The following is a 26923-nucleotide window of genomic DNA, read 5'->3' on the forward strand; positions in this document are numbered from 1 at the left end:
GTTCCCAATACGCCAGCACACCCTTCCCGGAGCCCGCCTTGTCTTCCCTCCCCGCCCCTGCTCCCGTCAGCCACGAACTGATCCGCCTCGGCGCACGGGCCCGTGACAAGGCAGACGCCATCGCCCAGGCCGCACAGATGCTGCTGGCCGCCGGCTGCGTTGCGCCGGGCTACGAAACCAGCATGGGCCGCCGCGAGCAGCTGGCGAACACCTTCCTCGGCCACGGTGTGGCGATCCCGCATGGGCTCGGCGAGGACCGCCATCTGGTGCGCCGCGATGGCATTGCCGTGCTGCAGTTGCCGGACGGTGTCGAATGGAATCCGGGCCAGGTGACGCGGCTGGTGGTCGGCATCGCCGCCCAGTCCGATACCCATATCACCCTGCTGCGCCGGCTCACCCGGCTCATCCAGGATGACGCCACGCTGCAGCGTCTGTTCACGACCGCCGAAGCGAGCGAGATCGTGACAGCGCTGGCCGGCGACGTCACCACCTTGGCCAACGACGCCCCAGCGCAGGATCTGGCCGAGCATTTCGACTGGACCATCGCCTACCCCAATGGCCTGCATGCGCGCCCTGCCACGCGCTGGGCCGAGACGGCCCGCAGTTTCAGCGCCCGTGCCCAGGTGCGCGCAGGCGACCAGGCGGCCGATGCCAAGAGCCTGGTCGCGCTGCTGCAGCTGGGTCTGCGTCATGGCGACCCGGTGAGTGTGTCTGCCGAAGGCGCGGATGCGCCCGCACTGCTGGCCGCACTGCGCAGGGTCATGGAGGGGTTGGTGGCTCAGGAAAAGGCCGATGCCGAACGTGCAGCACAGCGCAAGGCGGCGCCGGTCGCGGGCTGGAATCCACCGGAGGCACAGGCAGCGATCGTCGGCATTGGTGCCAGCCCCGGGTTGGCGATCGGCCGGATCCATGTGCTCGCCAGCAGGCAGACCAACGTCGCCGACCACCCCGCCCCGCTCGGGGAAGGCGGTGCACGCCTGCAGGACGCGCTCGGCCGCACCCGCCAGCAGCTGGCGGCGCTGCAGGACGACACCCAGCGCCGGCTCGGCGCGTCCGATGCGGCGATCTTCGGGGCCCAGGCCGCGCTGCTCGACGACACAGACCTGATCACCCGTACCTGTCAGCTGATGGTGGAAGGTCATGGCGTCGCGTGGTCATGGCACCAGGCCATCGAACAGATTGCCTCCGGGCTGGCGGCGCTGGGCAATCCGGTGCTCGCCGGGCGCGCAGCCGACCTGCGTGATGTTGGTCGGCGTGTGCTGGCACAGCTTGATCCGTCTGCGGCCGGCGGTGGTCTCGCCGACCTGCCCGCCTACCCCTGCATCCTGCTCGCGGCCGACCTGTCACCGTCAGACACCGCCAACCTCGACACCCGTCGCGTGCTCGGTCTGGCCACCGCACAGGGCGGGCCAACCTCACATACCGCGATCCTCTCGCGCACGCTCGGGTTGCCGGCGCTGGTTGCCGGTGGCGCGGATCTGCTGACGATTGAAGCGGGTGTGGAGGCCATCATCGACGGCAGCAGCGGGCGGCTCTATCTGTCTCCGTCCGATGCCGATCTCGCTTCGGCCCGCGCCTGGATCGCCGAGCAGCAGCACATCCGCGAACGCGAGGCCGCGCAACGCGCGCAGCCGGCGCAGACGACCGACGGCCACCGCATCGACATCGGTGCCAACGTCAACCTGCCCGAACAGGTGCCGTTGGCACTGGAACAGGGCGCCGAAGGCGTTGGCCTGATGCGGACCGAGTTCCTGTTCCTCGAGCGCGGCAGCACGCCCAGCGAGGATGAGCAGTACGCCACCTATCGGGCGATGGCCAGCGCCCTGGATGGCCGCCCGCTGATCGTGCGCGCGCTCGACATCGGCGGCGACAAGCAGGTTGCGCACCTGGAGCTGCCGCATGAGGACAACCCGTTCCTCGGCGTGCGCGGCGCGCGCCTGCTGCTGCGCCGTCCCGATCTTCTGGAGCCGCAGCTGCGGGCGCTGTATCGCGCGGCGAAGGACGGTGCGCGCCTGTCGATCATGTTCCCGATGATCACGTCCGTACCGGAACTGATCGCGCTGCGTGCCATCTGCGAACGGTTGCGCATCGGGCTGGAGGCGCCCGAAGTGCCGATCGGCATCATGATCGAAGTGCCCGCAGCCGCAGCCCAGAGCGATGTGCTGGCGCGCCATGCCGATTTCTTCTCGATCGGCACCAATGACCTGACCCAGTACGTGCTGGCGATCGATCGCCAGAATCCGGAACTCGCCGTCGAGGCCGACAGCCTGCATCCCGCCGTGCTGCGCGCGATCCGCGCCACGGTCGACGGCGCACGCACGCATGGGCGCTGGGTCGGCGTCTGCGGTGGCCTGGCGGGCGACCCGTTCGGCGCCATGCTGCTGGCCGGTCTCGGCGTGGACGAGCTGTCGATGACCCCGAACGATATTCCGGCGGTGAAGGCCCGCCTGCGCAGTACCCGGTTGGCCGATCTGCAGGCGCTGGCCGGCAAGGCACTGGACTGCGAAACCACCGAACAGGTGCGTGCCCTTGAGGGAGCACGCGCATGAACCCCCGCGCCGTCACCGTCACCCTGAACCCGGCGATCGACCAGACCGTGCGCCTGGCGGGCCTGCAGCCGGGGCATGTGCATCGCGCCTTCAGCAGCCGCGACGACGCGGGGGGCAAGGGCATCAATGTTGCCGCCTGCCTGGCCGACTGGGGCGTGCCAACAGCCGCACTGGGTGTGATCGGCGAGGACAACCCGGGCGTGTTCAGTGCGCTGTTCTCGGCGCGCGGCATCACCGACGGCTGCCTGCGCGTGCCGGGCCGGACCCGCACCAACATCAAGCTTGTGGATGAGACCCACGGCGAGACCACTGATATCAACCTGCCCGGCCTGCCCTTGAACGGCGCCGATCTGGATGCGGTGTGCCGACGACTCGCCGCCGTGCTCCAGCCACAGCTGCCGGTGGTGTTGTCCGGCAGCCTGCCCTCCGGCCTGCCGGCCGATTCATGGACGCGACTGCAGGCGCAGGCGGGCGGCGCGGGCGCGCGGGTACTGCTCGACACCAGCGGCGATGCGCTCGCCGCCGCCCTGAGCAGCGCACACGCGTCAGTGCCCTATGCGGTCAAGCCCAACCGCCACGAACTGGAGTCGTGGGCCGGAACGCCGCTGCCGGATCGGAGCGCCCTGCGCGCTGCCGGCCTGCGCCTGCTTGAACGCGGGGTTGCGCTGGTGGTGATTTCGATGGGCGTCGACGGCGCGCTGTTCATGGATCGCAACGGCGCCCTGATCGCGCGTCCCCCGCGTCTGTCGCAGGGCAGCACGGTCGGTGCGGGCGACGCCATGGTGGCCGGTATCGCCGCCGCACTGCTTGAGCCGGCCTTCGACCTGGCCAGCTGCGCGCGCCTGGCAACGGCCTTTTCGATGAGTCGCCTGCACAGCGGCGACGCGCGACGGCTGGATCCGGCGCAGGTCCGCGGGTGGACGGACGATGTACTGATCGAACGATTGGATTGAAACCCTGCAGGCGGCGCTGCAGGCCCCACGGCCCGCTCCAGCGCCTCACGCAGAACAGAACCCGAAGAATTCCAGGAGTTCCCATGCACCCTTTCCCCGTCATCATCGCCGCTGGCGCGCGCAGCATCGAGGCCGTTCTCGCTGCCGAAGCGCTGCGCCGCGCCGCCCGCCAGCGTGGCCTCGAACTGGTGATCGAGATCCGCAGCGAACAGGGCGTGACCGGCGCACTTGATGCCGCACACGCCACCGCGACGACGCTCCTGCTGGTGGGCGACGGCGAGGCCGATCTGACCCGCTTCGACACTGCGACGGTGGTGCGCGCCGGCCTCGGCGAAGTGCTGGACGATCCACTCGCTGCATTGGCATCACTGGAAACTGCTGTGCCCAAGGCCGATGCGGCGGACCCTCGCAAGCGCATCGTCGCTGTCACCTCCTGCCCGACCGGCATCGCCCACACGTTCATGGCGGCCGAAGGCCTGCAGCAGGCCGGCAAGGCGCTTGGTCACGCAATCCGGGTCGAAACGCAGGGCTCGGTCGGTGCGCAGGATGCGTTGAGCGACGAGGAAATCGCTGCCGCCGACCTGGTGCTGATCGCCGCAGACCGTGAAGTGGATCTGTCACGCTTCGCCGGCAAGCGCCTGTTCAAGAGTGGCACCAAGCCCGCGATCAACGATGGCCAGAACCTGCTCCGCAAGGCGCTGGCCGAGGCCAATGTCCACGCCGGCGCGTCTGCCCCGGGCCGCGCACCCGAGAAGAGCAAGGGCACCGGCCCCTACAAGCACCTGATGACCGGCGTATCGTTCATGCTGCCGTTCGTGACGGCAGGTGGCCTGCTGATCGCGTTGGCATTCGCCCTCGGCGGCATCTATGCCTTCGACGATGCACACAAGGGCACGCTGGCCTGGTCCCTGTTCCAGATCGGCGCCAAGGCCGGCTTCACTTTGATGGTGCCGGCACTTGCCGGCTACATCGCCTATTCCATCGCCGACCGCCCCGGCATCGCGCCCGGCATGATCGGCGGGCTGGTCGCGGTCAACATGGACGCGGGCTTCATCGGCGGCATCCTGGCCGGCTTCATTGCCGGCTATGGCGTGCACTGGATCAACCGAGCGCTGCGCCTGCCGCGCAGCCTGGAGGGCCTCAAGCCGGTATTGATCCTGCCGGTGCTGGGCACCCTGCTGGTGGGCCTGTTGATGATGTACGTGATCGGCACGCCGGTCGCAGGGCTGCTGGCCTGGCTGACCGAATGGCTGCGCGGCATGCAGGGCAGCAGCGCGATCCTGCTCGGTCTGCTGCTGGGCGGAATGATGGCGGTGGACATGGGCGGCCCGGTCAACAAGGCTTCCTATGCGTTCTCCACTGCATTGATCTCCAGCCAGGTCTACACGCCGATGGCAGCGACGATGATCGGCGGCATGACGCCGCCATTGGGCATCGCATTGGCGACGTGGTTGTTCAGCAACCGCTTCACGGCCGAGGAACGCGGCACTGCCGGAGCCGCCGGCGTGCTCGGTCTCAGTTTCGTCACTGAAGGTGCGATCCCCTACGCCGCGCGCGATCCGCTGCGCACCATTCCGGCGCTGATCCTTGGCTCGGCCGTGGCCGGCGCGATCTCGATGGCCGCCGGTGTCGAACTGAAGGTCCCCCATGGTGGCGTGTTCGTGCTGCCGATCCCGAACGCGGTCACCCATCTGGGCGTCTACCTGCTGGCGCTGCTGGCCGGCGTCACCGTGACGGCGCTCGCGCTGCGTCTCCTCAAGAAGCCGGTCACCGCCGCGGCCTGACCGTTCTCCCTGCCTCGATCACTCGGCTGTCCCGGCTCTCCGGGGCGGCGTCGTTGCCCATCTACAGGACTTCCGCCCATGCCCCGCTCCTCCCGCCGCCTGCTGCTGGCCGCACTCCTGCTGACGCTGCCCTCGCTGGCCGCGGCCGCCGACCGGGGCGAGGTCGTTTCACCCAAGCTTTCCTACACCGGCGAAGCCGCGGCCACGCTCGACGGCGGCAAGAACAGCGGTACCGCCTACGCCGGCCAGCTGATGTTCGGCGCGGACGTGAACCTGGAGGCCGCGTTCGGGTGGCAGGGGGCAACGATCAAGGCCTACGGCATCAACCGCCATGGCACCAACCTGGCTGCCAGCAGCACCGGCAACAGCACCTCGGTGCAGGAAATCTACGGTGGCCAGGGGACGCGTCTGGCCAATCTGACCCTCGAACAGAAACTGCTCGACGACCGCCTGGTGCTCGAAGCCGGACGCAGCGTCGCCAACATCCACTTCCTCGGCTCCGAACTGTGCCAGTACTTCCAGGGCAATTCGGCCTGCGGCAACCCGACCTACGTGTTCCGCACCAGCAACTTCACCTGGTGGCCGGTGTCGAGCTGGATGGCCGATGCCACCACCTGGTTGACGCCGGATGTCTATCTGCGCGTCGGCGCCTACCAGGTCGATCCGAGTCAGGCCGAAGACGGCCAGCATGGCCTGAAATGGAGCACGCACCAGGCCACCGGCTGGATCGTGCCGTACACGATCGGCTGGCGCAGCCCGGCTTCGGCGCGATTGCGGGCCCGGTATGAACTGGGTGGCTGGCAGGACAACTCGACCTATCGTGATCCGTTGCGCGACATCAACGGAATGCCCGCCGTGCTCAGTGGCCAGGACTACGCGAACCGCCACGGTCGCTCCGGTGCATTTGCCCGTTTCGAGCAGCAGCTGACCGGTGATGGCAGCGGTCGCGGCCTGACGGTCTTCGGCGCCGTGCTCAAGGGCACCTCCGGCCAGTTGATCGAGGATCACTTTCTGCAGGCCGGCCTGGTGCAGAAAGGCACCTTCGCCCGCCGTCCACAGGACAGCATCGCCTTCGTTGTGACCCAGCAGAAGTACAGCGGCATCGCTCTGGAGAACCTGCGCCTGGCGCGAGCCGCAGCCGGTGGCAGCGGCACCCCGCATGGCAGCCAGGTGATGATGGAGCTGAGCTACGGCATCCAGCTCACCCCACAGCTGCGGATTGCGCCGAACCTGCACTACATCGTCCATCCCGACCAGTTCAACGAACCTGCGCGCCAGCGTGACCTGCCGGATGCGCTGATTGCAGGCCTGCGCATCGATTGGAGCCTGTGATGGCCCGTTCCGTCGCAGTTCCCGCCCTGCGCTGAACCGCGCCGCAGTTCAGGGGGCGTCCTGCTCCCAGACCAGCTCGAACGTCTGCGCCAGCTGCTGACCGGGCTGCAGCCGGCGCGGCGCAAGCGTGAAGCCATCAGGTGGCCCGCTCTGCGGTTCGACGCAGGTGGCGTGGGGGGCACCGTCGTAGACAACCCAGTGGTCGCCGTCCGATCGCAGCCGCAGGCGCTGCCCCCCGCGCACCAGCGCGATGTCACGATCACGGTCGGTGATGAAACAGTCATCCCATGGACCTGGCGTGGGCGGCACGCACGGCAGAACGGCAATACCCTCCTCGTCACGCGGGTACATCGCGCCAGGGTTGAACAGCAGCCGGTCCGGCTTGCGGAACCACGGGTGCCAGCCCAGTACTGCCGGCATGGCCTGCTGCGCAGCCTGCACCGAGAGGTGCAGCTGCAGGCAGTGTGCCTGCAGGCGTATGACCTGTCGGGCAACGCCACCGAAGGGCCAGTACCTGTCACGCGGCAGATCAAGCGTCAGCGTGGCACTCGTCGCGTCGAGGCTGTCGATCTGCCAGGGCCTGGAGAAGCCGACCCCGTGAATGGCGTGCCCGCCGAAGTTGACCGGCAATTCATGGGGTGCACCGTCGAAGCTGAAGTGTCCACGCCGGATGCGCCCAGCCCACGGCACCATCGGATAGCAGCCCCAGGCGATCGTCGCCGCTCCGCCCTCCTCTGCGTCCACCAGCCAGTCCACGCCCCGGTAACGCATCTGTGCCAGGCGCCCCCCTGCCCCGGCCGCCAGCGCCACTTCGAGATCGCCTGCCTGAAGCCAGTGCAGCTCACCGGCCGGCAGCGGGGCGAGCGCGTCGTCCACCGGCAGCCTGCGCTCATGCACCATAGGGATCGATGGTCCGGATGCGGCCATCGGCCTCCATGTGCAGCGGCGTGCACTTGGCCGAGCGCAGATGTGTCACGCCGCCGGACATCAGCGCATCGTGGTAGAACAGATACCACTGTCCCTTGAAGCTGCAGATGGAGTGGTGCGTGGTCCAGCCCACCACGGGCGTCAGCAGTACGCCGGCATAGGTGAACGGGCCATAGGGGCTGTCGCCGATCGCGTAGCACAGCAGGTGCGTGTTGCCCGTGGAATAGGACAGGTAGTACCGGCCCTGATACTTGTGCACCCACGGCCCTTCAAAGAAGCGGCGCGCATGATCGTCCGCGCGCAGCGGCTGGCCGTGCTCGTCCAGGATCTGCACCTCGCGCGTGGGTTCGGCCAGTTCGGTCATGCCGGCATCGAGCCGGCCCACCCTCGGCCCCAGCGCCGGCGCACTGCCTGTCGGCTCTTCGTGCGCGGCGTCGTACCGATTGTCACGATAGTGCTGCAGCTGCCCGCCCCAGATCCCACCGAAGTACAGATAGTGGCTGCCGTCCTCGTCCTCGAATACGGCCGGGTCGATCGAGTACGCGCCCTGCATCGGTTCGGGCCGGGGAATGAATGGTCCCTCTGGCCGTTCGCCGACCGCCACGCCGATGCGGAACAGGCCCTGCGCATCCTTGGCCGGGAAATAGAAGTAGTAGCGCCCGTCGCGGCAGGCGGCGTCGGGCGCCCACATCTGCTTGTGCGCCCACGGCACGTCGTCAAGGTGCAGCGCCCGGCCGCAATCGATGGCGTCGCCGTCGGGCGTGTCCATCCGCAGTACGTGGTAGTCCTGCATGCCGAAGTGCCCACCCTCGTCGTCGAACGGCTGGCCGCCGTCGATGTCGTGCGAGGGATAGATGTAGAGCCGTCCCTCGAAGACATGGGCCGACGGATCGGCGGTGTAGATATGGGTCACCAGCGGCTGCGAGATGGCGTGCCGGGTGAGCTGCGCGAGGCGGGCGTCGTCGGCTCGGCCGTCGTCGCCTGGAGAGAGGTCGATCATGGTCGTCATCGTTGGGTTACGCGGACGCGTCGGCCGTGCGGCGACGCAGTTGGAGGTCCTGTTCGATGCGGGCTTCCGCGCGCTTGTCGATTTCGTACGCGAACAGCAGCGCCACGGCGAGCAGGAAAGGTAGGGAGCAGTAGACGCTCACGGTCAGGCGGATGCCCTCGACCACGCCCTCGGGCTGTGTCGCCACGCCCGCCTGGTAGCCGTAGTGGGCAAGAATGCCGGCGACCAGGGCGCCTCCCACGCTGAGGCCGATCTTCAGGCCGCACAGCATCGCCGAGAAGATGATCGCGGTGGCCCGGCGATGGTTCTTCCATTCCGAATAGTCGGCAACGTCGGCGATCATCGCCCACAGCAGCGGGATGGTGATGCCGTAGCAGAATCCATGCAGCATGAAGGCAGCAAAGGCGACGCCGACCGCCGTCGGCGGAAACAGGTAGAAGGCCAGCAGGAACAGGGTGGAGATGAACAGTGCGCCACCGAAGACGTCACGCTTGCCGAAGCGGTCTGCCAGCCGTCGCGATACGCCGATGCCCAGGATCATGCAGATGATTCCGCAGGCATTGAACAGGCTGAAGGCCGAGGTTGCCGCGTCCTTGGGCCAGCTGAAGCCGGCGAATCCGGCACTACCCAGACCTGCGTTCAGCGCGCCGATCAGGCCGTTGAATCCTGAGTTTTCCAGAAAGTCGACCAGCGCAGCGTCGCTCATGTAGTACTGGAAGTAGTAGATGTACGTGCCGCCCTTCAGCGCCAGGTTGATGAACACCAGGACGGTCAGGGCCAGCATCACCTGCCACGGCCGGTTGTGCAGCAGGTCAGACAGATCCTGCAGCACGCCTCCGGTCTGCTCGCGGGTGGGGACGATGCGCTCGCGCGTGGTGGCGAAGGTGATCAGGAAGAACACCGTCCCGACGATGGCGAACACGGTCATCACCTGTTCGAAGCCACGCACGCGGTCACCGTCACCCAGGATCAGCACCAGCGGCATCAGCAGGACCTGGATGATGAACTGCGCGATCATCACGGCCACGAAACGGTAGGCCGACAGGCTGTTGCGCTGTGCCATGCTGCCGGTCAGCACACCACTCAGTGCGGAGTACGGCAGATTGTTCGCTGCATAGACGAAGACCAGCAGAGCGTAGGTGCCCAGCGCATAGATGACCTTGCCGCGCTCGCCCAGTTCTGGCGTGCTGAACGCCAGCAGCGACAGCACGCCGAACGGGATCGCCGTCCACAGGATCCACGGACGGAACCGCCCCCACCGCGTCGAGGTGCGGTCTGCGGCGATGCCGATCAGCGGGGTGAAAACGAACGCGCCGAGCATGCCGACCACGAAGATGATCGTAGCCGCCGTTGCCGGCGGCAGCCGGTAGACATCGGTGTAGAAGAACGCCAGATAGGTGATCAGGGTCTGGAAGATCAGGTTCGCCGCGAGATCGCCCAGGCTGTAGCCCAGCTTCTCGCGCACCGTGAGGGTGTGTTCAGTGCTTGCCATGCACGGCCTCCACCGAGAACCCGGCCCGCGCGCGGATATCGGCACTCGAGGCGCCGACCCGCACCTCGTAGGCCCCGGGTGGCACCGCATAGGCACCGCCCGCTTGGTCATAACGGCGCAGGTCCCGCGGTGCCTCAAGCGAGAACGTCACGGTGCGCCGTTCGCCGGGGGCCAGATGGACACGCTGGAAGCCACGCAGTTCCTGCACGGCCTCGTCGCTGCCGGCCTGCTGGCGTCGCACATAGAGCTGCACGACCTCGTCACCGCTGCGTGTGCCGGTGTTGGTCACGTCCACGTGCACACCCAGCCGGCCATCGGCATTGATCCTGTCCGCATCAACGCGCAGCGCTGCGTAATCGAAGCGGGTGTACGAGAGCCCGTGGCCGAACGGATACAGGGGGGTGCCGCGGAAGTACCGGTAGGTACGGCCCTCCATGCTGTAGTCGTCGAACGCCGGCAGCGCTTCACCGGCCTTGTACAAGGTCACCGGCAGGCGACCCGCGGGGTTGACGTCGCCGAACAGCGCCTGGCCCACGGCAGTGCCGCCGCGCTGCCCCGGGTACCAGCTCATCAGGATCGCCGGCAGATGGTCCTGGGCCCAGTCAACGGCCATTGCCGATCCGCCGGTCAGCACCATCACCACCGGCTTGCCGGTGGCATGCAGTGCCTCCAGCAGGGTGCGCTGGGGTGCCGGCAGCCGCAGATCGGTCCGGTCCCCACCCGCGAAGCCCGGATAGTTGACGGTCATCTCCTCGCCCTCGACGTCGCCGGTCAGGCCGCCGACAAACACCACGACATCGGCGTCGCGGGCCGCATCAAGGGCTTCGTCGAAGGGTGCCTTGGCGCCCGGCATGCGCCAGCCCAGCCGCACGCCCGCATCGCGCTCGTCGTCGTAGTACTCCAGTTTCAGCTCATAGGCGCGGCCCGCCTGCAGATCGACGTCGATACCTTCGGCGTGCAGACGATCCGTGTTCACCCAGTGGTCCAGCACGCGCTTGCCGTCCAGATACAGGCGGAAGCCGTCGTCGCCGGCCACCTCCAGCCGATAGCGCCCGGATACCGGCGGCAGCAGCTGTCCGGTCCAGCGGATGCTGAAACCATCGCTCGGAATGCCCTGCCCCGGCGCCGCCTCGCCACGGGCAAGCAGATTGTCGGTTGGCGAGCCGCGGTCCCAGCGGAAGCCGATCTGCGCGTCGGTGCGGACCAGTGCCGGCGTGCCCGACAGGTCGGCCGTGCGGAAGTACTCGCCACGCAGGCCACGCTCGGTCGACGCCGCCGACGGCCGCAGGAAGGTCGGCTCGATCAGCGGCGTCGCGCTGGGATCATCACGCCCCTCGACCAAGTCCACGCCACGGGCGTAGCGCACGTCGATACCCTTCGCCGCATCGCGGATACCCTGCAGTATCGTGACCGGCGCGGCCGGTGTGCCGAAGTAGTTGCCGAGCAGCGCCATGGTGTCGTCAGCCGTGGGACCGACCACGGCAATGCGCTTGAGGTCACGCGACAACGGCAGTACCCCCTCGTTCTTCAGCAGGACCAGCGATTCCTGGGCGGCCTTCAGCGCCAGGGTGTCGTGCGCGGGCGCCTGGTTGACCGAGGCGGGAATCCGCGCCCAACGCACCCGCTCCGGTGGATCGAACATGCCCAGGCGCATCCGTGCGGCGAACAGGCGTGTCACCGCGTTGTCGATCTCCGCTTCGGTGATCAGGCCCTGGCGCACGGCTGCGGGCAGCGTGGCGTACTCCTGTCCGCACTCCAGCTCGGTGCCATTCCTGACCGCCAGCGCTGCGGCGGCTTCACGGGTGGCAACGATCCGGTGATGTTTCCAGATATCGACGATCGCCCAGCAGTCCGAGACGACGTAGCCCTTGAAGCCCCAGTCACGCCGCAGCACGTCGCGCAGCAGGAACCGGCTGGCACTGGCTGACTCACCGTACACCCGGTTGTATGCGCCCATCACCGCATCGACATCGCCCTCCTTCACCAGCGCCTCGAACGCCGGCAGGTAGGTGTCGTACAGGTCGCGCCGGCTGGGCCGCGCGTCGAAGTGGTGACGGTCGGCCTCCGGCCCGCTGTGCACGGCCAGATGCTTGGCCGTGGCATCGAGCTTGCGGTACACCGGGTCATCGCCCTGCAGGCCACGTACGAAGGCGACGCCCATGCGGGCAGTCAGGTAGGGATCCTCGCCGTAGGTTTCCTGGCCACGGCCCCAGCGCGGGTCACGGAAGATGTTGACGTTCGGGGACCAGAACGTGAGCCCCTGGTAACGCCCGTGTGAGCCCTCGCGGAGAAACTGGTGATGCTTGGCACGGGCCTCGTCGCTGATGGTCGTCGCCACCTCGCCCATCAGCGGCACGTCGAACGTTGCCGCCAAGCCGATGGCCTGTGGAAAGACAGTGGCCTGCCCTGCCCGCGCCACGCCATGCAGCCCCTCGTTCCACCAGTCGTAGGCCGGCACGCCGAGGCGCTCGATCGCCGGCGCGGCATTCTGCATCTGCGCGGCTTTCTCCTCCAGCGTCATCTGTGCGACCAGCGATGCGGCCCGCTGCTCGAAGCTGGCCGACGCATCCAGCCATGGCCGCGGTGCAGCGGCCGACGCGGCGGTCGCCATGCACAGCAGCGCAGCGTAAAGCACCCGCCGGCCATGCCGCATGCTGCGGTGGCCAGCGTTGTTGGACGAAGTCGATATCATCACTTGCTCCTCCCGGCGCGCTCATCGCGCGCGAATGGTCCCAGCAGTGCGCCTACGAAGCCGCCTGCGCGATCAGTACTCAGAACCGTGCCATCCACATCCCCTGCCAGCGTCTGCCAGCCCTGCCCGTCACCGGTATCGAACGAGAACGCGTAGTCGGCCTCATCCCCGGCGATCTTCAGGCGCAGGACCGCGGATGCGGGGACCTCGCGGCTGGCCAGCGTTCGCGTGCTGCCGCTGCCGTCGCGACCCTCGAGGAAGACCGACAGACGATCACCGCGCACGCTGCGGACGCCAAGGAAGTACCAGTAGGCCTCGCTCTGGAATGCAGCCAGGCCCGCCGCGACACCGATGGCCGGACGGGACATCTCGGTACTCGCCTCGAAGCGCAGATGCTGCTGGCGGCGACCGAGGAACGCCGGATTGCGCAGCGTGTCCAGATTCTCCGCAAGCGGGTGCACGGCCAGCATGCCCGGCCGGTCACCCAGGACGGCCCAGGCCTGTTTGGGCACCCGAACGCGCAGCCAGTGGGCGGCAAGCGTCGGCCCATCAAAGGTGTCGCGGTCGACGAAGTTGCCGGTCAGCGGCGCCTGGGACGCCTGCCCCTGCATCCAGGACGGTGCCTTGACCATATAGGGAATGGCCTGGTCGGTCGGCAGGATCTGCGGCCAGCCATCCTGCCAGCGAACCGGCAGCAGATATGTTTCGCGCCCGGTGTTGTAGTGCCGCTTCTGGTAATTGCGGCTGGCAAGGAACACTGCCCACCACGAGCCGTCCGGGCCCTCGATCAGATCGGCGTGCCCTGCATTGGTGATCGGCAGCGGCCGGTCGTCCGGCAGCTCGCGCTGGGTCAGGATGGGATTGCCCGGATAGGGGATGTAAGGCCCCCACACATCACGGCTGCGCAGCACCACCTGTGAATGCTGCGGCCCTGTGCCGCCTTCGGCGTCGGACAGGTAGTACCAGCCCTCACGCTTGTAGATGTGCGGCCCTTCGATCCAGATGGGGTTCTTCGCCGGCTCCACGCCACCATCGACCAGCACCCTGCGCGGGCCGACCGGCTTGAAGGCCGACAGATCGATCTGCTGCATCCAGATGGCGCGGTGGCCGTCGTAGCGCGCCGGACCAGGCGGCACATCGTTGTTGATCAGATAGACCTTGCCATCCTCGTCGAAGAACAGTGACGGATCGATGCCATCGATGCTGGGCAACCAGTGCGGATCGGACCACGGTCCCGCCGGATCCCGCGCGGTGGCGATGAAATTGCCACCACTGTCGGTCGCGGTGGTGACGACGTAGAAGGTTCCCTCGTGGAACTCTATGGTGGGCGCGAAGATGCCGCGGGAGACGCTCAGACCGTCGAAATCCAGCTGTGTCGGACGGTCGATCACGTTGCCGATCTGCTTCCAGTGGACCAGGTCGACGCTCTCGAACACCGGAATGCCCGGGTAGTAGGTGAAGCTGGAGTTGACCAGATAGAACTTCCCGTTCGCGCCCACGATGCTCGGATCGGCGTGGAAGCCGGCCAGGATCGGGTTGCGGTAGTGGCCCGCCGGCAGCGGCGCCTCAAACGCGGTGTCATGACCGCGGTACTCGAACCAGTCGAAGTACACCGGCGGCGCGGCCTCTGGCGAGGCGGCATGGGCGGTCGCCGCCGACAGCGCGAACATCGCTGCCAGCATCCGGCGCGCCAGTGACACCCGGGCGCGCCGGGCAGAAGGGTGCTGCAGGGACAACATCTTCATCGTCGGGCCTCGGCGTCGGCAATGGGAAGTTCGAACGGACCGGCCGGCGCCCCGCTGCTGTCACGCAGCGTGCACACCGGGCCATCGGCCCAGCAGTAGCGGACATGCGTCGGGCGCAGGGAAGGCAGGCTGCGCAACACCACCCGGCGTCCATCCAGTTCGGCGTCGCTGTACTCACAGCGCGGGGCAGCGGCATCGCAGAGTTCAAAGCCGATGGGGTGCTTCGAACCGATTGCTGCCAGGGCGCCGTCGACATCCTCGAATTCGACGGCCACGCCTGCCGGCACACGCAGGGCCCTGGCCGCATCCGGCCCTGACGGGGCCACTGTGTGCTCGCCGTAGATGACGTGGCGCGCGACCCGGGCCAGACGGCGACCCAGTTCCTGCTTGTTCGGTGGGTGGATGTCGTAGGCATCGCCGATGTCGATGGCCACGGCGAGGCCACTGCGGGGATCTTCGGCCGCGACCCGGCGCTGTGCGTCGCGCACCTGCGCCCATCCGCTGTCCGCAGGGGCGACGGGCGGTTGGCCATAGCCAGCCAGTTGCACCAGCAGCAACGGCGTGCCTGCACCGAACTGGCGTCGCCAGTCATCCCGCAGCGAGCGCAGCAGTGCCGCATATCCGGCGCCGTCGCCGGTGTTCGACTCCCCCTGGTACCACAGCATGCCGCGCAGTCCGAACGCGCCCAGCGGCGCGATCATGCCGTTGTACAACGTCGACAGACCCGTCGCCGCCTGCCAGGGAGCGAACGGGGGCGCTTGTCCGCCAGGTGCCATCCGGTACTGCCAGGACGCATCCAGCACCACCCGCTGACCGTCCTCCAGGATCACCGCATGTGCGGTGGCAGGGCCGGCCAGGCCACCTTCACCGTAGGTGTCCAGCACGTTGACCACGACACTGTTGGACCCGGCCTTCAACAGCCCCTTCGGCAGCGGATAGCGCCGCTCACCGGCGCCATACTGGCTGCCCACGGCGACACCGTTCACCCAGGTCATGTCCGTCTCGTCAACGGATGCCAGTTCGAGCGTCGCGCCCTGCGCCGCCTGTTCCGCACTCAGCATGACCTGCGTGCGATACCACACCATGCCGTTGTAATCGGCAAGCGCCGGGACGTTCCACCGCTCCCATGCGCCCAGCGCTGCCGGCGCCGGTTGCCATCCGATGTCGCTGGCCTCCGCGCGCCACGGCGCTGCGCCGGGCACAGCCTCATCGCGCGTCGCCCACCACTGCTGCCAGTACCGCCCCCAGCGTGCGCGTGCCGCCAGGGGATCATCGGCATACAGCGCGAGGACATCCAGGGGCTCTGCCATGCCCCGCTGCGCGCGCAGCGCCTCGACGCTGGTCCATGCCTCGATCCGCGAGCCGCCCCAGGCGGCCTGGATCAATCCCATCGGCACGGCGACCGTGCGCCGCAGCTCGCGTGCGAAGTAGAGGCAGGTCGCGGAGAAGTCACGCACCGTGGCGGGCGATGCCGGCGTCCAGGCAACCGCGCTCTGGAATGTCGTCTGCGCCTGCACCGCCGCGGCCTGTGGCACGGTGAACAGGCGGATCGTCGGCAGCGTGGCGGAGGCGATCTCGCTGCCTGCATTGAGCGCGCGCCACACGGGCAGCTCCATGTTCGACTGTCCGGAGCACAGCCAGACATCGCCGACCAGGATGTCGCGGGCGATCTGGATGTCCTTGCCGGACGTTGCCTGCAGCATGTGGGGGCCGCCTGCCGGAGTCGGCTGCAGCGTGGCGTGCCATCGGCCCGTGGCATCCGCCTGCGTGGTCACCGCCTGCCCGGCGAAGGTCACGGAAACTTCCTGCCCCGCAGGCGCCTGGCCCCAGACCGCGATCGGCCGATCACGCTGCAGGACGGCATGATCCTGGAACAGCGGATGCAGCAACGCCGCCGGCTCCCGTGCCGCGACGGACCCGGCCATTGCAGCCAGGGCCAGCAGCAAGGCCGCCCTCCCGGCCCGTCCGATCATGCTCATCGTCCATCCCCCGGTGCGAAAGGAAACTGCAATGCCTGGTAATACGACAGCGGGTGCGGCGGTGGCGGTTCGCCGGGCGGCAACGGCCGGCCGCTGAGCGACTGGAAGTACGCCACGCTGGCATCGCGCCACCATTGCGCCTCCTCCTGCTGGATCTGCAGGAACGCGGCCACGTGCTGATAGCGTTGTGGATCGATCCGGCCCTGCAGGGTTACCCAGGCAGCCTGCAGGGACTGCACCTGGCGCACGCCACGCGAGTAGCGTCCCACCAGTTCGTCCCACAGCACCTGCCCCGAACGCATGCGGTGATCCCACGGCACATGATGGAACCACAGCAGCAGCGACTCCGGCACCCGCGCCAGGTCGCCGTACTCCGCGGCGACCGCCGGGGCGTACTGGGACACCGCGTTGCTTCCGGCCGATGTGCGGTCGAAGCCCACGCCGTGCCGGTCCGCGCGGTGGTAGTACACGGACGTCCAGTCGGCGCGTGGCCCTCCATCCACCCAGGGACCGGGGCCGTAGTGATGCCCACGGGCCATGAGGTGATGCAGGCCCAGCGGGGTCATGTAGTCCACCGCCGCTTCGCGCGAGGCCATCATCATCCGCACGATCGGGCCGGTCACCTGCGGGTCCGGCGAGAACGTCAGCGCGGCCCAGTCTTCAGCGATGGCGCGGGCAGACTGCTGCGGATTCCAGGCCAGCCGCCCGAAGGCATACCAGTTGGCCTGATCGAAGTGCGAGCCGCTCCAGGTCCGGTCCACGCCGATGTTGGCGACGCCGGCGATGCCGGTCAGCGCGTGGCCGTGCAGCGAACCGTCGACCACGCGCGCGACCGTGGAGCCCGGTCCGCGTACCCGGGTGTCGGCCCGCAGCACTTCCTCGTACAGCGTGCCCAGGTACACCAGGTGCGTCGCAAAGCCCAGATACTCCTTGGTGATCTGGAACTCCATCATCAACGGCGTGCGTGGCATTGCGCCGAACAGCGGATGGAACGGCTCGCGGGGCTGGAAATCGATCGGCCCGTTCTTCACCTGCACGATCACGTTGCGGCGGAAGGCACCGTCCAGGCCGATGAACTCACCGTAGGCCTGCTTGGCGCGATCTTCGGGTACCTCGTGCGAGTAGACGAAGGCACGCCACATCACCACGCCGTTGTGCGGCGCCAGGGCATCGCCCAGCAGGTTGGCACCGTCGGCATGGGAGCGGCCGTAATCCTGCGGGCCCGGTTGGCCCTCCGAGTTCGCCTTGACCAGGAAGCCGCCGAAATCCGGGATGAGGGCGTAGATCTCTTCGACCTTTCTCCGCCACCATCGCTGCACCTCCGTATCCAGCGGATCGGCCGTGGCCAGGCCGCCGAGCTCGATGGGCGCGCTGAAGCGTGCGCTCAGGTACACACGGATGCCGTAGGGGCGGAACAGGTCCGCCAGCGCGGCGGCCTTGGCGAGATAGGCCGGCGACAGGCTCAGGGCGCTGGCATTGACGTTGTTCAGTACGGTGCCATTGATGCCCAGCGACGCGTTGGCGCGGGCGTAGTCGGTATAGCGCGGGTCACGCCACTGCGGCAGGGTCTGCCAGTCCCATAGGGAGCTGCCCGCGTAGCCGCGTTCGACGTAGCGATCCAGGTTGTCCCAGTGATCGAGCACCCGCAGCGCAACCCGGGGCGATTCCCGCACGTCCAGCGACTGCAGCGATGCGCCACGCTGCAGCAGCCGCAGCAGGTGGAACACGCCGTACAGCACACCGATGTCCTGCCGTGCCGCCACCAGCAGAAGATCGCGTCCTCCGCTGCGGACCTTCCTGATCAGGTAGCCATCCTCGCCCAAGGTGGCAATGTCTTCGCGGAACGGCGCGACCAGCATCGAGGACTGCGGCGTGCCCAGCACCAGTGCGTGATCACCGGCGAGGTCCGTGCGGATGGGCGGTGCCGTTCCCAGTAACCCGGGAAGGCCGCGCGCCAGTTCATCACGCGCGGCGCGCTGGGTAGGCGTCTGGTCAGGGGCGACCACCTCGCCCAGTTGCAGCCGATAGCCGGCAGCGACCTCCACGGCCGCCGGCACGTAGCGCATCCACAATGCGTAGCCATCCTCCGCGTGTGCGCCACCGGCGCATGCCAGCAAGGCAAGGGCGGCGCACAGCCGTCCGCCGACAGCACGGAACAACGGCGTTAACATTCGACTTTGTAGACTACGACCGGCGCCGGAACGGTTCATCATCTGCCCTCGCACCTGCGCGGCAACGCCACCAAGAACAAAGGGATCGTGCATTGGACAAGCCGAAGAAATCGGTTCGCCGCAGAACCGCTGGCGTGACGATCGACGAGGTTGCGGCCCTTGCCGGCGTTTCGCCGATGACCGTGTCGCGGGTGATCAACCAGGGCAAGGTGCGGGACGTCACCCGCGAGCGGGTGATGCGTGCCGTGCGTGAGCTGGGCTATACGCCCAATCTGGCGGCCAGTTCGCTGGCCGCTGCGCAGCACACGCGCATTGCGTTGATCTATACCAATCCCAGCGGTGCCTACCTGCGCGAACTGCTGGTCGGGCTGCTGCGCGTCGCGTCCAGCTCTGCCATCCAACTGGTCATCGACTACTGGGACAACCTTGACGATGAGTCCGAGCGCACCGCAGCGCGTGCCCTGGCCAGCCGCGTCGACGGGGTGATCCTGCCGCCGCCGCTGTGCGAATCGCAGGCGGCCGTGAGTGAACTGGTGAAGGCCGGCATCCCGGTGGTGGCCATCGCATCGGGGCGCCTGAGCGAGGCCCTGTCCTGCGTCCGCATCGACGACTTCAACGCAGGTAAGGAAATGACCGAGCACCTGATCCGGCAGGGCCACAGCCGCATCGGCTTCATCCGCGGGCGCCGGGATCTGAGCGCGAGTGCGCGTCGCTACGATGGTTTCGTCACCGCGTTGCAGGAAGCCGGACTGTCGGTGGAACCCGGCCTGGTCCAGCACGGCGACTACACCTACCGGTCCGGACTGGCCGCCGCCGAGAAGCTGCTGTCCCAGCGTCGGCCACCGACGGCCATCTTCGCCAGCAACGATGACATGGCGGCAGCCGCCATCTCCGTGGCGCACCGACGCGGCCTGGAGGTTCCCCGCGACCTGTCGGTGGTGGGCTTCGATGACACATCGGCCGCGACCACCGTGTGGCCGGAACTGACGACGATCCATCAGCCGATCGCCTCGATGGCCAATGCTGCCATCGATATCCTGCTGCGCACCATCCGTCGCCCGGCCGGAAACGCCCCCGTACTGCGGGATCATGTCGTGCCGCATCGCCTGATCGCACGCGATTCGGTGGCGGCCCCGCCTACGCACCGGTAGCGCACAGGCCCGTGTCATGCCGGCACCCGCACGGTGCCTGTGTCCAGCGCGCTGGCCTTCAGGCAGGATGCCATCACGCACCGCATCCGAGGGTGGTCTCGGCTTCGTTCAGCGCGCCCAGCGCCACGCGGGACACGGAGATCGTCATTGCATCAGCCGTCCCCACCGACCACGGCCGATCCAGCGCACCCACCTTCGCTCCGGCCGCAGCCAGGCATTTCAGGGGAATGCCCACGCGCGTCCACTGGCCGACCGGAAGCGCCGCCAGCGTGGGCCCGATGGCGATGCGCGCCGAGCACCCGGCACCACAGCCCACCGACAGCCACGCCTCGCCACGTGGTGCCACGTCGACACGCAGCGTGGTCAACAGCATCAGATCACCATTGGCTTCCCGCTGCAGGTCCAGCGGCGTGTGCGACTGCAGTGCGACCACGGCTTCCCCCTGACCCGACCAGGCAAGACGTCGGCCGTCCTCCTGGGCCAGATGGTCCACACCGGTGATCTTCAGACGGTCATCTGCCAGTGCATCCGGCACGCTGATCACGGTCATGCCCTGCCCGGCACCATCCTCCAGCCGCAGCGCCATGCCGGCACCTGCATCGCCGCGGGCAAAGAAGACACCGGTTGCCCCCTCGTTGCCGGTGACGCCCGAAACTTCCGGCAGTGCCGCCAGATCGCCCTTGTCGGCATAGCTCAGACCGAAGCCGAACGGGAACAGCGGGGCGTAGTCCTTCTGGCCGACGTTGTTGGCGTACTGCGTGGCCGTACGTGGCCAGCTGAAGCTGAGTCTGCCCTTGAAGTCGTGCTGCATGCGGCCATCCGGACCACGCAGCAGTACGTCGGCAACGCCACCGCCTTCCGATCCCGGCAGCCACGCCGCCACGAAGGCGTCCGCGGCATTGATTTCCCGGTTCACCCAGAGAGGTCGCCCGCTCAGGAAGACCGCCACCACTGGAATGCCGTCTTCCTTGAGCCGGCGAATCAATCCCAGATCCGTTTCATCGCCGGGCTTGTAGGCCAGCGTGGGCAGGTCGCCCTGGAACTCGGCATACGGATCTTCACCGAACACCACCACCGCCACATCCGGCTTCACTGTGTATCTGCCATCGATGGCAAGCGTGGCCTCGCCACCCGCGGCCCTGGCCTGCTGCGCAATGCCCTCGAAGATCGTATCCGCATTGGGGAAGTCCTTGCGGGTGGTGCCGGTGCCCTGCCAGTTCAGCGTCCAGCCGCCGGCCTGCTTGCCGACATCATCGGCACCGTCGCCGGCCACGAGGATCCGCTGCTTTGGCGACAGCGGCAGGATGCCGTTCTGGTTCTTCAGCAGCACCAGCGACTCGCGCACCGCCTGCCGCGCCACCGCGCGATGCTCAGGGGCGCCGATCAGCGCGAACTGGCCGCCGACCGCCCGGGTGGAAGGCCTGCCCGCCTCGAACAGGCCCAGGCGGAACTTCACCCGCAGGATCCTGCGCACCGCATCATCCAGCCGCTCAGCAGTGATCCTGCCGTCCTTCACGGCTGCCAGGGTGGTTTCGTAGAAGCCCTTCCAGCTGTCCGACGCCATGGCCATGTCCAGGCCCGCATTGATGGTGGCGGGACAGTCGGTGGTCGTGCAGCCCTTGATCTGTCCATGGCCATTCCAGTCGCCGACCACGAAGCCGCCGAAGTTCATCCGCCCTTTCAGCACGTCGGTGAGGTAGTGCCGGTGGCCGTGCATCTTCTCGCCGTTGACGCTGTTGAACGACGCCATGGCGGTCTGTGCTCCGGCAGCGATCGCCGGCGGATAGCCGGCCGCATGGATGCGCACCAGCTCGGCCTCGCTGATGCGGGTGTCGCCCTGGTCCTTCCCGCCGGTCGTGCCACCATCGCCCAGGAAGTGCTTCACCGACGCGATCACATGGCGGCCATCAAGAAAGTCAGGCGACCCTATCCTGCCCTGCAGGCCCTCCACCATGGCACCCGCATAACTGGCCACTACGGTGGGAGACTCCGAATAGCCCTCGTAGGTGCGCCCCCAGCGGTCATCCTGCGGAACCGCGACCGTTGGCGCGAACGTCCATTCCATGCCGGTGACGCGTGTCTCCAGCGCGGTGATCTCGCCGATCCTGCGCAGCAGCTCGGGATTGCGAGCAGCGCCGAGCCCGATGTTATGTGGGAACAGCGTGGCGCCGATGATGTTGCTCTGCCCGTGCACCGCGTCGATGCCGAACAGCAGCGGAATTGCCTTTCCACCCTGCGAGGTGTCCATGGAGGCGTCGTAGAACGCGTCCGCCAGCGCCAGCCACTCGGCGGGCGATGCATCGTAGCGACCGCCAGGATCGGAGTTGCCTCCGGCCAGGATCGAGCCGAGCCGGTATCTGCGCACGTCGTCGGGGGTGATGCTGGCGATGTCTCCCTGCACCAGCTGGCCGACCTTTTCCTCCACGGTCATGCCGGCCATCAGGTCGGTGATGCGTTTCTCCAGTGCGGCATCCTCGGCCAGGGGCCAGGCCACCTGTGGCCATGGATCAGCCTCGGTAGCGGTGGCCTGCGCTGGCCGGTCTCCCCCCTTGCAACCGACCAGCGCCAGCATCAGTCCGGCGATCAGCGCGCCGGCACGGCGCATGGAATCCTGCGATGTCATGGCGCTCATCCTTCCATCTGCTCCAGTTCCTTGCCCTTGGTCTCGTGCACATGGCGCAGCACGAACACGACCGAGACCACCGCGGCCACCAGGTAGATGCTGTAGGTTGCCGCCAGCCCGGCCGCGGCCAGCAGCATCGGAAACGTCACCGTGACCGCGAAGTTCGACGTCCACTGCGCTGCACCGGCGACGGCCAGTGCCGAGCCCCGGATCTGGTTGGGGAACATCTCGCCCAGCATCACCCACATCACCGGTCCCCAGGACAGATTGAAGAACACGACGTAGGCATTGGCGGCGACCAGCGCCAGGGTGCCCATGCGGCCCGGCAGCTGCAGGTGCCCGTCGGCCAGCGAGCCGCTGGCGAAGGCCACCACCACCAGCGCCAGGGAGACGGACATGCCCACCGAGCCGATCCACAGCAGCGGCTTGCGACCGATACGGTCGATCAGCAGCACGGTGACGAGGCATGCGCCGATGCTCAGTGCGCCGGACAGCACATTGATCAGCAGCGCGTCGTTCTCCGAGAACCCGACCGCCTGCCACAGCACGGCGCCGTAGTAGAAGACCACGTTGATGCCGACCAGCTGCTGGAAACAGGCCAGGCCGACACCCACCCAGACGATGGGACGGATCCGCCCGGTCGCCCTGCTCCTCAGGTCGGACAGCCGCGGACGATGATGGTCGGTGGACAGGGAGGCCTCGATCTCGTCGAGCGTGAGCTGTGCCTTGTCGCGGCCCAGCAGCCGGGTGAGAACCCGCAGTGCGTCCTCCTTGCGCCGCTTCACCACCAGGTAGCGGGGGCTCTCGGGGATGGTCAGCAACAGCAGCAGGAACATCAGCGAGGGCACCGCCTGCATCCAGAACATCCAGCGCCAGGCGGCCTGCCCTGCCCACAGAGGCTCCGTCGATGCCCCGGCGGCGGCGGCCAGCAGGTAGTTGGACAGGAACGCTGCGGTCAGCCCGCTGATGATCGCGATCTGCTGCACCGTAGCCAGTCGGCCACGGTAACGGGCGGGTGCCACCTCGGCGATGTAGGCCGGTGAAATCACGCTCGCCGCGCCGACTGCAAATCCCCCTATCACCCGCGCGACGATGAACCACGCGGAAGAACCCGCAGCGCCGGCCCCCAGCGCCGACAGCAGGAACATCACCGCCGACAGGATCAGCACGTTGCGCCGCCCCAGCCGGTCGGCCAACCTGCCGGCGCTGAAAGCGCCCACGGCGCAGCCCAGCAACATCGAGGCGATCTCGAAGCCCTGCATCCATTCCCCGGAGCGGAACGCCTGGTGCAGGCCGTCCTGAGTGCCGTTGATGACGCCACTGTCAAACCCGAACAGGAACCCGCCAATCGTTGCCACCACGCTGATCAGAACGATCAGCCGTGTGTTCTCTCCGCCATCTGCTGCCTGGTTCATCGACATCCCCTCGATCGCTCCATTGCCGCCTTGACGCTGCCGTGCTCAGCGCAGCAGATACTGGTTGAGCAGGTTCTCGTAGCGTTCCTGCTTGCCGCTGGTCTGGCGCGGCTCGCCGATATCGGCGGCCAGCGTGGCCAGGTCGGCAAGGCTCAGCGTGCCGCGCTCGAAATCCTTGCCGGCTCCCGTGTCGAAGCTGGCGTAGCGCTCCCTGCGCCACTGCTCCCACGGCGACTCGGTGAGCAGTGCGTGTGCCACTTCCAGACCTCGTGCGAACGCGTCCATGCCGCCGATGTGGGCAATGAACAGGTCTTCCAGGTCAGTCGACTCCCGGCGCACCTTGGCGTCGAAATTCAGCCCGCCCTCCAGGCCACCCTGCCGCAGCACGACCAGCATCGCGCCTACGGTGTCGTACAGATCGCTCGGGAACTGATCGGTGTCCCACCCGTTCTGCGCATTGCCACGGTTGGCATCGATGCTGCCAAGCAGGCCATGGTCGGAGGCCACCTGCAGGTCATGCTCGAAGGTGTGCCCCGAGAGCGTGGCGTGGTTCGCTTCGATGTTGAGCTTGAAGTCCTTGTCCAGCCCGTGCTCCTTCAGGAAGCCCACCACGGTCGCGCTGTCGAAATCGTACTGGTGCTTCATCGGCTCCATCGGCTTGGGCTCGATGAGGAAGTTGCCTTTCAGGCCGATGCTGCGGCCGTAGTCGCGGGCCATCGTCAGGAACCGCGCGAAATGTTCGATCTCGCGCTTCATCTGCGTATTGGCCAGCGACGCGTAGCCTTCGCGCCCACCCCAGAACACGTAGTGCTCGCCCCCCAGCTCGACGGTGGCATCCAGCGCGGCCTTCACCTGCACCGCGGCACGGGCAACCACGGCGAAATCAGGATTGGTCGATGCGCCGTTCATGTAGCGCGGGTGCGAGAACAGATTGGCCGTACCCCACAGCAGCTTGACCCCCGTGGCGTCCTGGCGGGCCTTGGCCAGGCGCACCATGTGCGTGAGATTCTTCTGGTACTGGCCAATGTCGTCTGCATCCGGCGCCAGGTCGATGTCATGGAAGCACCAGTACGGCACGCCCAGCTTGGTGAAGAACTCGAAGGCTGCATCGACCTTCGCCTCTGCAGTGGCCAGCGGCGAACCGGCCTCCCACGGAAACTGCCGGGTTCCCGGTCCGAACGGATCGTGGCCGGCGTTGCAGAAGGTGTGCCAGTAGCACACGGCGAAGCGCAGGTGCTCCTGCATGGTCTTGCCGCCGATGACCCGGTTCGCGTCGTAGACCTTGAAGGCGAGCGGATTGTCCGAGTCCCTGCCCTCGAACGGAATGCGGCCGACGCCCGGGAAGTACTCTTTGGCGCCGATGAAGGGCTGCGTGGTCATGGTACGTGCTCCTGTCGTTGTGCGGGATGTTGGAGGGAGGCGGACCTCAGCCGCGCTGCAGCGGCGTGACGGCCTCGAGATGGCGGAGAAAACGCGAGTAGGCGGAGGCATAGGCCGCACTGCGGCCGGAATCCGGACGCGCGGACAGTGTCGGGTCCACGCGGACATGCTGCGCGGTGACCTCGCTGATCGGCGCGGCATCACCCTGCGACCGCCCGATGGCCCACAGGGCCTGCAGCGCCGCACCGAATGCCGCGCCTTCGGCCTGCACCGGCACGTCGACCGGCAGTCCGAACACATCGGCCACCAGCTGCCGCCACGCGGCACTGTTGCTGCCACCCCCGGTAAGCACGATGCGGTCGAACTGCATGCCGGCGCGTCTGAACGCGTCGTAGCCGAACTTCAGGCTGTAGGTCGCCCCTTCCATGGCAGCGCGGTAGATGTGCGCCGGCGTGAAGTTGTGGGTGTCCAGGCCGGCCAGCACGCCCTTGCCCAGCGGCAGGTCGGGAGTGCGCTCGCCATTGAGGAACGGCAGCATGACCAATCCGCCAGCGCCGGGCGACGTCGCGTCGAGGTGGGCATCGCCGTCACGCGTACTGAAACCGAAGGTACTCGCTACCTGCTCGGTCGCGACGGTGCAGTTCATCGTGCAGATCAGCGGCAGCCAGCCGCCGGTGGAAGAGCAGAAGGCGGCCCAGGCCCCGTCCGGATCGATCACCGGTGAATCGGAGTAGGCAAACAACGTGCCCGACGTTCCCAGGCTCATCGCCAGTCGCCCTTCCGTGACGCAGCCGGTGCCGATGGCCGCCATCATGTTGTCGCCACCGCCGACCGCCACCTTCACCGTCACCGGCAGTCCGAGCATGCTGGCCGCCGCAGGGTCGATATCGAACAGCGCGTCGGGTGGGGCGATGGGCGGAAGGCAGGCAGCAAGATCGCGGTCCGGATCCGTGGCGCGCAGCAGCGCCTGCGACCACGTGCGCGTGCGCACATCGAGCCAGCCCGTGCCGGAGGCATCTCCGTGCTCGCAGAACCGCTGCCCGGTCAACACGAAATTGAGATAGTCGTGCGGCAGCAGGATGGTCGCCAGCCGCGCATAGGCTGCCGGGCGATGCGTTTTCGTCCACGGCAGCTTGGAGGCCGTATAGCCGGCAAGGATCGGATTGCCGGCCAGTGCAATGGTCCGGTCAATTCCGCCGGCGGCATCCATGATCCGGGTGCATTCGGCCGACGTGCTGGTATCGCACCAGAGCTTGGCCGGCGCCAGCACGTCGCCCGCCGCATCCAGCGGCACGAAGCCGTGCTGCTGGCCCGATACGGCCAGACCTGCAATGCGTGACCGGAGCGATGGATCAATCCCGTCGAAGCAGGTGCGCAGCGCTGCCACCCAGTCGGCCGGCACTTGTTCCCGGCTGCCATCGGCGGCGCTGCTCATCTCCAGCGCCGCGCTGGTGCGGGCGACAACGGCACGCGCCTCCGGGTCGTAGACCAGCACCTTCAAACTCTGCGTTCCTGCGTCGACACCGGCAACCAGACCCATCGAAACCGCCTCCGAACACCGAAAAGTTAGCGCTACCATTTCTGACATTCAAAAAAGGAGGCCTTGTTGCACTGCCTCCTCGTTTGCACGGCGTGCGTGCCGCCCGCCGTGATGCCGCACTGTAACCAGCCCCGGCGGAAAAAGCGTGCTGCAACGCAAAACCCTGCTCGCCGTCGCGGCA

16 protein-coding genes are annotated in these 26923 nt (G+C 67.7%); 5 read left to right on the forward strand and 11 right to left on the reverse strand.

The window, feature by feature from the left end; translation table 11 throughout:
- Positions 1 to 38: 38 nt before the first annotated feature.
- The 4 genes from ptsP to ACVOJ1_RS08060 all read left to right on the forward strand — a co-directional run bounded on the left by ptsP (position 39) and on the right by ACVOJ1_RS08060 (position 6618).
- Complete coding sequence (gene ptsP / locus ACVOJ1_RS08045) at positions 39 to 2549, forward strand: phosphoenolpyruvate--protein phosphotransferase (RefSeq protein WP_346480303.1); 2511 nt, start codon at positions 39 to 41, stop codon at positions 2547 to 2549.
- Complete coding sequence (locus ACVOJ1_RS08050) at positions 2546 to 3502, forward strand: 1-phosphofructokinase family hexose kinase (protein ID WP_262218107.1); 957 nt, start codon at positions 2546 to 2548, stop codon at positions 3500 to 3502. The genes ptsP and ACVOJ1_RS08050 overlap by 4 nt, the downstream gene beginning before the upstream one ends.
- Before the next feature lie 83 nt (positions 3503 to 3585).
- On the forward strand, positions 3586 to 5286 hold the full coding sequence (locus ACVOJ1_RS08055) for a PTS fructose transporter subunit IIC (protein WP_053516393.1): 1701 nt from the start codon (positions 3586 to 3588) through the stop codon (positions 5284 to 5286).
- Between the two features lie 78 nt (positions 5287 to 5364).
- Positions 5365 to 6618: a carbohydrate porin gene (locus ACVOJ1_RS08060; protein WP_346480304.1), complete on the forward strand. Its 1254-nt coding sequence runs from the start codon at positions 5365 to 5367 to the stop codon at positions 6616 to 6618.
- Positions 6619 to 6666: 48 nt separating this feature from the next.
- Here the strand turns inward: ACVOJ1_RS08060 and ACVOJ1_RS08065 are convergent, their stop codons facing one another.
- Genes ACVOJ1_RS08065 through ACVOJ1_RS08095 form a run of 7 tightly spaced genes read right to left on the reverse strand, consistent with a single transcriptional unit; the run spans position 6667 to position 18633 of the window.
- Positions 6667 to 7518: an aldose epimerase family protein gene (locus ACVOJ1_RS08065; RefSeq protein ID WP_111186966.1), complete on the reverse strand. Its 852-nt coding sequence runs from the start codon at positions 7516 to 7518 to the stop codon at positions 6667 to 6669.
- Positions 7508 to 8545 (reverse strand): glycoside hydrolase family 43 protein, encoded by a 1038-nt coding sequence (locus tag ACVOJ1_RS08070; protein WP_262218103.1) that lies wholly within the window; start codon positions 8543 to 8545, stop codon positions 7508 to 7510. Before ACVOJ1_RS08070 ends, ACVOJ1_RS08065 begins: the two co-directional genes overlap by 11 nt.
- A 16-nt stretch (positions 8546 to 8561) precedes the next feature.
- Positions 8562 to 10046, reverse strand: a complete 1485-nt coding sequence (locus tag ACVOJ1_RS08075; protein ID WP_346480305.1) for an MFS transporter — start codon at positions 10044 to 10046, stop codon at positions 8562 to 8564.
- Positions 10033 to 12699, reverse strand: coding sequence for a glycoside hydrolase family 3 protein (locus ACVOJ1_RS08080; RefSeq protein ID WP_481558705.1), 2667 nt, complete (start codon positions 12697 to 12699; stop codon positions 10033 to 10035). The genes ACVOJ1_RS08075 and ACVOJ1_RS08080 overlap by 14 nt, the downstream gene beginning before the upstream one ends.
- Before the next feature lie 38 nt (positions 12700 to 12737).
- The gene (locus ACVOJ1_RS08085) at positions 12738 to 14420 is read right to left on the reverse strand and encodes a glycoside hydrolase family 43 protein (protein ID WP_346480334.1); all 1683 of its coding nucleotides are present in this window, start codon (positions 14418 to 14420) and stop codon (positions 12738 to 12740) included.
- Between the two features lie 59 nt (positions 14421 to 14479).
- Positions 14480 to 16456: a sialate O-acetylesterase gene (locus tag ACVOJ1_RS08090; protein WP_481558706.1), complete on the reverse strand. Its 1977-nt coding sequence runs from the start codon at positions 16454 to 16456 to the stop codon at positions 14480 to 14482.
- A gap of 2 nt (positions 16457 to 16458) precedes the next feature.
- Positions 16459 to 18633 (reverse strand): alpha-glucuronidase family glycosyl hydrolase, encoded by a 2175-nt coding sequence (locus ACVOJ1_RS08095; protein WP_346480307.1) that lies wholly within the window; start codon positions 18631 to 18633, stop codon positions 16459 to 16461.
- A gap of 92 nt (positions 18634 to 18725) precedes the next feature.
- Between ACVOJ1_RS08095 and ACVOJ1_RS08100 the strand changes: the two genes are divergently transcribed.
- Positions 18726 to 19784, forward strand: a complete 1059-nt coding sequence (locus ACVOJ1_RS08100; protein WP_053516379.1) for a LacI family DNA-binding transcriptional regulator — start codon at positions 18726 to 18728, stop codon at positions 19782 to 19784.
- Between the two features lie 73 nt (positions 19785 to 19857).
- On the opposite strand, the gene ACVOJ1_RS08105 is transcribed toward ACVOJ1_RS08100, so the two are convergent.
- The 4 genes from ACVOJ1_RS08105 to xylB are packed head-to-tail and all read right to left on the reverse strand — an operon-like array spanning position 19858 to position 26742.
- Complete coding sequence (locus ACVOJ1_RS08105) at positions 19858 to 22416, reverse strand: glycoside hydrolase family 3 N-terminal domain-containing protein (protein WP_346480308.1); 2559 nt, start codon at positions 22414 to 22416, stop codon at positions 19858 to 19860.
- Positions 22413 to 23822, reverse strand: coding sequence for a sugar porter family MFS transporter (locus tag ACVOJ1_RS08110; protein WP_481558702.1), 1410 nt, complete (start codon positions 23820 to 23822; stop codon positions 22413 to 22415). The genes ACVOJ1_RS08105 and ACVOJ1_RS08110 overlap by 4 nt, the downstream gene beginning before the upstream one ends.
- Before the next feature lie 45 nt (positions 23823 to 23867).
- Positions 23868 to 25202 carry a xylose isomerase gene (xylA, locus tag ACVOJ1_RS08115; protein WP_053518508.1) on the reverse strand — a complete coding sequence of 445 codons (1335 nt, stop codon included), beginning with the start codon at positions 25200 to 25202 and terminating at the stop codon, positions 23868 to 23870.
- Between the two features lie 46 nt (positions 25203 to 25248).
- The gene (gene xylB / locus ACVOJ1_RS08120; RefSeq protein WP_346480309.1) at positions 25249 to 26742 is read right to left on the reverse strand and encodes a xylulokinase; all 1494 of its coding nucleotides are present in this window, start codon (positions 26740 to 26742) and stop codon (positions 25249 to 25251) included.
- Positions 26743 to 26923 lie beyond the last annotated feature (181 nt).

The sequence above is a fragment of the Stenotrophomonas sp. STEN225 genome, from assembly GCF_056756445.1.

Excerpts from the sequence above, each read along its gene's own strand:
- ACVOJ1_RS08055 (WP_053516393.1), top strand. The coding sequence starts at position 3,586 with ATGCACCCTTTCCCCGTCATCATCGCCGCTGGCGCGCGCAGCATCGAG.
- ACVOJ1_RS08110 (WP_481558702.1), bottom strand. The coding sequence starts at position 23,822 with ATGAACCAGGCAGCAGATGGCGGAGAGAACACACGGCTGATCGTTCTG.
- xylA (WP_053518508.1), bottom strand. The coding sequence starts at position 25,202 with ATGACCACGCAGCCCTTCATCGGCGCCAAAGAGTACTTCCCGGGCGTC.
- xylB (WP_346480309.1), bottom strand. The coding sequence starts at position 26,742 with ATGGGTCTGGTTGCCGGTGTCGACGCAGGAACGCAGAGTTTGAAGGTG.
- ACVOJ1_RS08090 (WP_481558706.1), bottom strand. The coding sequence starts at position 16,456 with ATGATCGGACGGGCCGGGAGGGCGGCCTTGCTGCTGGCCCTGGCTGCA.
- ACVOJ1_RS08085 (WP_346480334.1), bottom strand. The coding sequence starts at position 14,420 with ATGCTGGCAGCGATGTTCGCGCTGTCGGCGGCGACCGCCCATGCCGCC.
- ACVOJ1_RS08060 (WP_346480304.1), top strand. The coding sequence starts at position 5,365 with ATGCCCCGCTCCTCCCGCCGCCTGCTGCTGGCCGCACTCCTGCTGACG.
- ACVOJ1_RS08095 (WP_346480307.1), bottom strand. The coding sequence starts at position 18,633 with ATGTTAACGCCGTTGTTCCGTGCTGTCGGCGGACGGCTGTGCGCCGCC.
- ACVOJ1_RS08050 (WP_262218107.1), top strand. The coding sequence starts at position 2,546 with ATGAACCCCCGCGCCGTCACCGTCACCCTGAACCCGGCGATCGACCAG.
- ACVOJ1_RS08070 (WP_262218103.1), bottom strand. The coding sequence starts at position 8,545 with ATGATCGACCTCTCTCCAGGCGACGACGGCCGAGCCGACGACGCCCGC.
- ACVOJ1_RS08080 (WP_481558705.1), bottom strand. The coding sequence starts at position 12,699 with ATGCGGCATGGCCGGCGGGTGCTTTACGCTGCGCTGCTGTGCATGGCG.
- ACVOJ1_RS08065 (WP_111186966.1), bottom strand. The coding sequence starts at position 7,518 with ATGGTGCATGAGCGCAGGCTGCCGGTGGACGACGCGCTCGCCCCGCTG.
- ACVOJ1_RS08105 (WP_346480308.1), bottom strand. The coding sequence starts at position 22,416 with ATGAGCGCCATGACATCGCAGGATTCCATGCGCCGTGCCGGCGCGCTG.
- ACVOJ1_RS08075 (WP_346480305.1), bottom strand. The coding sequence starts at position 10,046 with ATGGCAAGCACTGAACACACCCTCACGGTGCGCGAGAAGCTGGGCTAC.